This is a genomic window from Streptomonospora wellingtoniae, assembly GCF_031845375.1.
In the GTDB taxonomy this organism is placed as follows: Bacteria; Actinomycetota; Actinomycetes; order Streptosporangiales; family Streptosporangiaceae; genus Streptomonospora; species Streptomonospora wellingtoniae.
This window is the reverse complement of record NZ_JAVREK010000050.1, coordinates 1-3,839: the sequence shown is the minus strand read 5'-3', so window position 1 is coordinate 3,839 and position 3,839 is coordinate 1. Positions and strand designations below refer to the sequence as shown.

Annotated in this window: 2 protein-coding genes; one reads left to right on the top strand and one right to left on the bottom strand. The window is 69.8% G+C overall.

Annotated elements, in window-relative coordinates; genetic code table 11:
* Positions 1-480: 480 nt before the first annotated feature.
* On the bottom strand, positions 481-2,814 hold the full coding sequence (locus RM446_RS24545; protein ID WP_311547821.1) for a UvrD-helicase domain-containing protein: 2,334 nt from the start codon (positions 2,812-2,814) through the stop codon (positions 481-483).
* A gap of 144 nt (positions 2,815-2,958) precedes the next feature.
* Here RM446_RS24545 and RM446_RS24540 point away from each other — a divergent pair, with 144 nt between their 5' ends.
* Positions 2,959-3,684: a Pr6Pr family membrane protein gene (locus RM446_RS24540; protein WP_311547820.1), complete on the top strand. Its 726-nt coding sequence runs from the start codon at positions 2,959-2,961 to the stop codon at positions 3,682-3,684.
* Positions 3,685-3,839: the final 155 nt, after the last annotated feature.

Here is a 3,839-nt window from a genome sequence, read left to right as displayed (position 1 = left end):
ATGGCACAAAGAATAAACACGCGCTGTTGAGTTCTCAAGAAGCGACCGCTCATCCGGTACAAGCCCCGGCCCCGCCAATGAAGCGGGCCCGCTCAGACTCTATCCCAAGAGACGGAATCTCCCGGCGGAGTCCTCGGGACGATATCCCGCGGCCTCCGCTTTTCTACTTTTGTCCGCAAAACGCGGCCTTTTCTGAACTCTAGCAGAATTCCGAACCGACGCGAACTCGGCGGTTTCGCTTGTCGGGGCCTTCCCGTCGAGGACGGGGCTGCCCTTTCCCGAAGCTGATCTCCACTCTACCGGCTGCCGCGAGTGCTCGTGACCGTTTCCGGTGAAAACAAATGGAGGAGCCGACGCGCCCGCCGGCTTCACCCGGCGCCCGCTGTGTCGGTGGGTCCATCCTACAGGCACTCGCGGAGTGCCCGTCACGCTCAGCGATCCCGATCGCGGCGCACTACGGCGCGCTCGGCGGTCGCGCCGTCACAGCTTCTCGATCGGAGCGAACTTCACCAGGAAGTCCTTCTCCCCGATGTCGGCTCCGAAGTCGATGCGCGCCTTGGTCTTGTCGCCTGCGCCGTCGACCAGCAGCACCGTGCCCATGCCGAAGGAGTCGTGGTTCACCTTGTCTCCCGGATTCAGCGAGGGCACCTCGCTCTTGCCCTTCCCGGGACCCGGCGACGGGGTGCGTCCGCGCGGCCGGGCGGCCGCCGCGAGCGCCGACTCCGCGCGCCGCCACTCGACCAGGTCGGCCGGCACCTCGTCGAGGAAGCGCGACGGCGGGTTGAACGACGGCGCGCCCCACGAGCTGCGCACCGCCGAACGCGACAGGTACAGCCGCTCCTGCGCCCGGGTGATCCCCACGTAGGCGAGGCGGCGCTCCTCCTCCAGCTCCGACTTCTCCCCCAGGGTCCGCATGTGCGGGAAGACGCCGTCCTCCATGCCGGTCAGGAACACGACCGGGAACTCCAGCCCCTTCGCCGCGTGCAGCGTCATCAGCGTGACGACGCCCCCGGAGCCGTCTGCGTCGGGGATCTGGTCGGTGTCGGCCACCAGCGACACCTGCTCCAGAAAGTCGACCAGCGTCGGTTCGGGCACGGCCGCGCCCGCCTGTGCGCCGCCGGGCTCCCGGTCGCCCTCGGCCGCCGGCGCCTCCTCACCGGCGGCGTCCTCCTCGGCTCCGGGTTCCTCCTCGTACAGCGGCCCTGTGAAGCCGTTCTCGAACTCGCGGGCGACCTCGACGAACTCCTGCAGGTTCTCCGCCCGGCTCTCGTCCTGCAGGTCCTTTGAATTGGCGAGCTCGGAGAGGTAGCCCGTGCGCTCCAGCACCGCCTCGACCACCTCGGAGGGCGAGGCCTCCTCGGCGATCCCCTCAAGCTCCTCCAGCAGCGCGACGAAGTCCCGTACGGCGTTCAGCGAGCGCTTGGCCATCCCGTCGATCTCGTCGGCGCGCCGCAGCGCGCGCGAGAACGAGGTGCGCTCGCGCGCAGCGAACAGCTCGACGGTCTCCTCCGCGCGGTCGCCGATCCCCCGCTTGGGCACGTTGAGGATGCGCCGCAGGCTGACCGTGTCCTCCGGGTTGGCCAGCACCCGCAGGTAAGCCAGGATGTCGCGGATCTCCTTGCGCTCGTAGAACCGGACACCGCCGACGATCTTGTAGGGAAGGCCGGTGCGGATGAACACGTCCTCGAAGACGCGCGACTGCGCGTTGGTCCGGTAGAACACCGCGACCTCACCCGGCGTGCACACGCCCTCGTCGGTCAGCCGATCGATCTCCTGGACGACGAAGGCCGCCTCGTCGTGCTCGTTGTCGGCGACGTAGCCGGTGATACCCGGGCCCACGCCCTGCCTGGACCACAGGTTCTTGGCCGGGCGGTCGGGGTTGCGCTCGATGACGGAGTTCGCCGCGGTGAGGATGTTCTGCGTCGAGCGGTAGTTCTGCTCCAGCAGGACGGTGCGCGCCTGCGGGTAGTCGCGCTCGAACTCCAGGATGTTGCGGATGGTGGCGCCGCGGAACGCGTAGATCGACTGGTCGGCGTCGCCCACAACGCACAGCTCGGAGGCCGGCACCGCGGCGCCGGGGGTGTCCTCGCCCACCAGCAGCCGCACCAGCTCGTACTGGGCGTGGTTGGTGTCCTGGTACTCGTCGACCAGGATGTGCCGGAAGCGCCGCCGGTAGTGCTCGGCGACGTCGGGGAACATCTGCAGCAGGTTGACCGCGATCATGATCAGGTCGTCGAAGTCCATCGCGCCCGCCTCGTGGAGGCGCTGCTGGTAGAGCGCGTAGGCCTCGGCGAGCTTCTTCTGCTGCTCGCTCTGCGCCTGCTCGGCGAAGGTGTCGTAGTCGACCAGCTCGTTCTTGAGGTTGGACACCTGCGCGGAGAACGACTTGGGCGGGTAGCGCTTGGGGTCGAGGTCCAGCTCCTTGCAGACCAGCTGCATCAGCCGCCGGGAGTCGGCGGCGTCGTAGATGGTGAACCCACTGGGATAGCCCAGCCGCCCCGCCTCGCGGCGCAGGATGCGCACGCACGCCGAGTGGAACGTCATCACCCACATGGCGCCCGCGATCCGGCCGCCCAGCAGCGCCTCGATGCGCTCCTTCATCTCGGCGGCCGCCTTGTTGGTGAAGGTGATCGCGAGCACCTCGCCCGGTCGGGTGCCGCGCGCGGCGAGGAGGTAGGCGATGCGGTGCGTGAGGACACGCGTCTTGCCCGACCCCGCCCCCGCGACGATCAGCAGCGGGCTTCCGGCGTGTGTGACGGCTTCGCGCTGCGGGGCGTTCAGGCCTTCGAGGAGCTGTTCTTGGGAGGACGACACGCTCCCCAGGTTACGGCGGCCGGCGGACACCCGTACCCGCGTCGGCCGGGCCGCCGGGCCCGGACTCGCGACGCCGCGCCGACCTGGGCCGGGGGACGCGCCCGCGGGCTGTAGCGTCGGGCATCGGGAAAGGGGGACGTGCCGATGCCGCTCGCCGTCGGGCTCTACCGGACCGCCGTGGCCCTGGTCGCCGTCGCTGGGATCGCAATGGAGGTGGCGCGCTCGGAGTCGCCGCACCCGTTCGTGTACTTCACGATCCAGAGCAACTGCGTGCTGGCGGTGTGCTTCGCCTTCGCCGCGTGGTCGGCGTGGCGCGGCCGCGCAGGGCTCCCGGGCGGGCTCAAGGGCGCGGCCACGCTCTACATCCTGATCACCGGACTGGTGTTCAACTTCGTGCTCTCCGACGGCCCGACGCAGGTTCCGCCCGCCGGCGCCGGGGAGCTGGTCGGCCGACCGTGGTGGGCCGTGGACTCCAGCGACCTGCTGCACACGGTGGCGCCCGCGGCGGCCGCGCTCGACTTCGCGCTGTTCGACCGGCACCGGCGGCTGCGCTGGTACTACGCCCCCGCGTGGCTGGTCTACCCGCTGGCCTACGTCGTGTTCACCACACTGCGGGGCGCGCTGTTCCCCACTGCCGGCTACCCCTATTTCTTCATCGACGTCTCGCTGCTGGGCTACTCCGGCCTGGTGCGCAGCATGCTGCTCTACGGCACCGCCTTCCTGGTGCTGGGCCTGGTGCTGGTGGCGGCCGACCGGCTGCTGGGCATGCCCGCGTCGGAACGCGTGCTGTCGAGGCTGCGCGGCGATCGGCCCGCCCGCGGCCCCGCTCCGGTGCCGGTCGGGGAGTCGACCGGGGCCCGCGTCCGCTGATCACCGGAGCAGGCGGCCGCCGCGCGCGTCTAGATCGTTGATGGGGGTTTCCCGAACCGGCTGCGGACATGACGAAGGGCGCCCAGGATCAGAGTGTGACCAAAGACCTCGACGCCCTTCTCACCGCACTCTATGTCTACCTGGACGACCACGTC

What these genes read in the sequence shown, in the direction of transcription:
- RM446_RS24540 (WP_311547820.1), top strand. Translation starts at nt 2,959, where the DNA reads ATGCCGCTCGCCGTCGGGCTCTACCGGACCGCCGTGGCCCTGGTCGCC.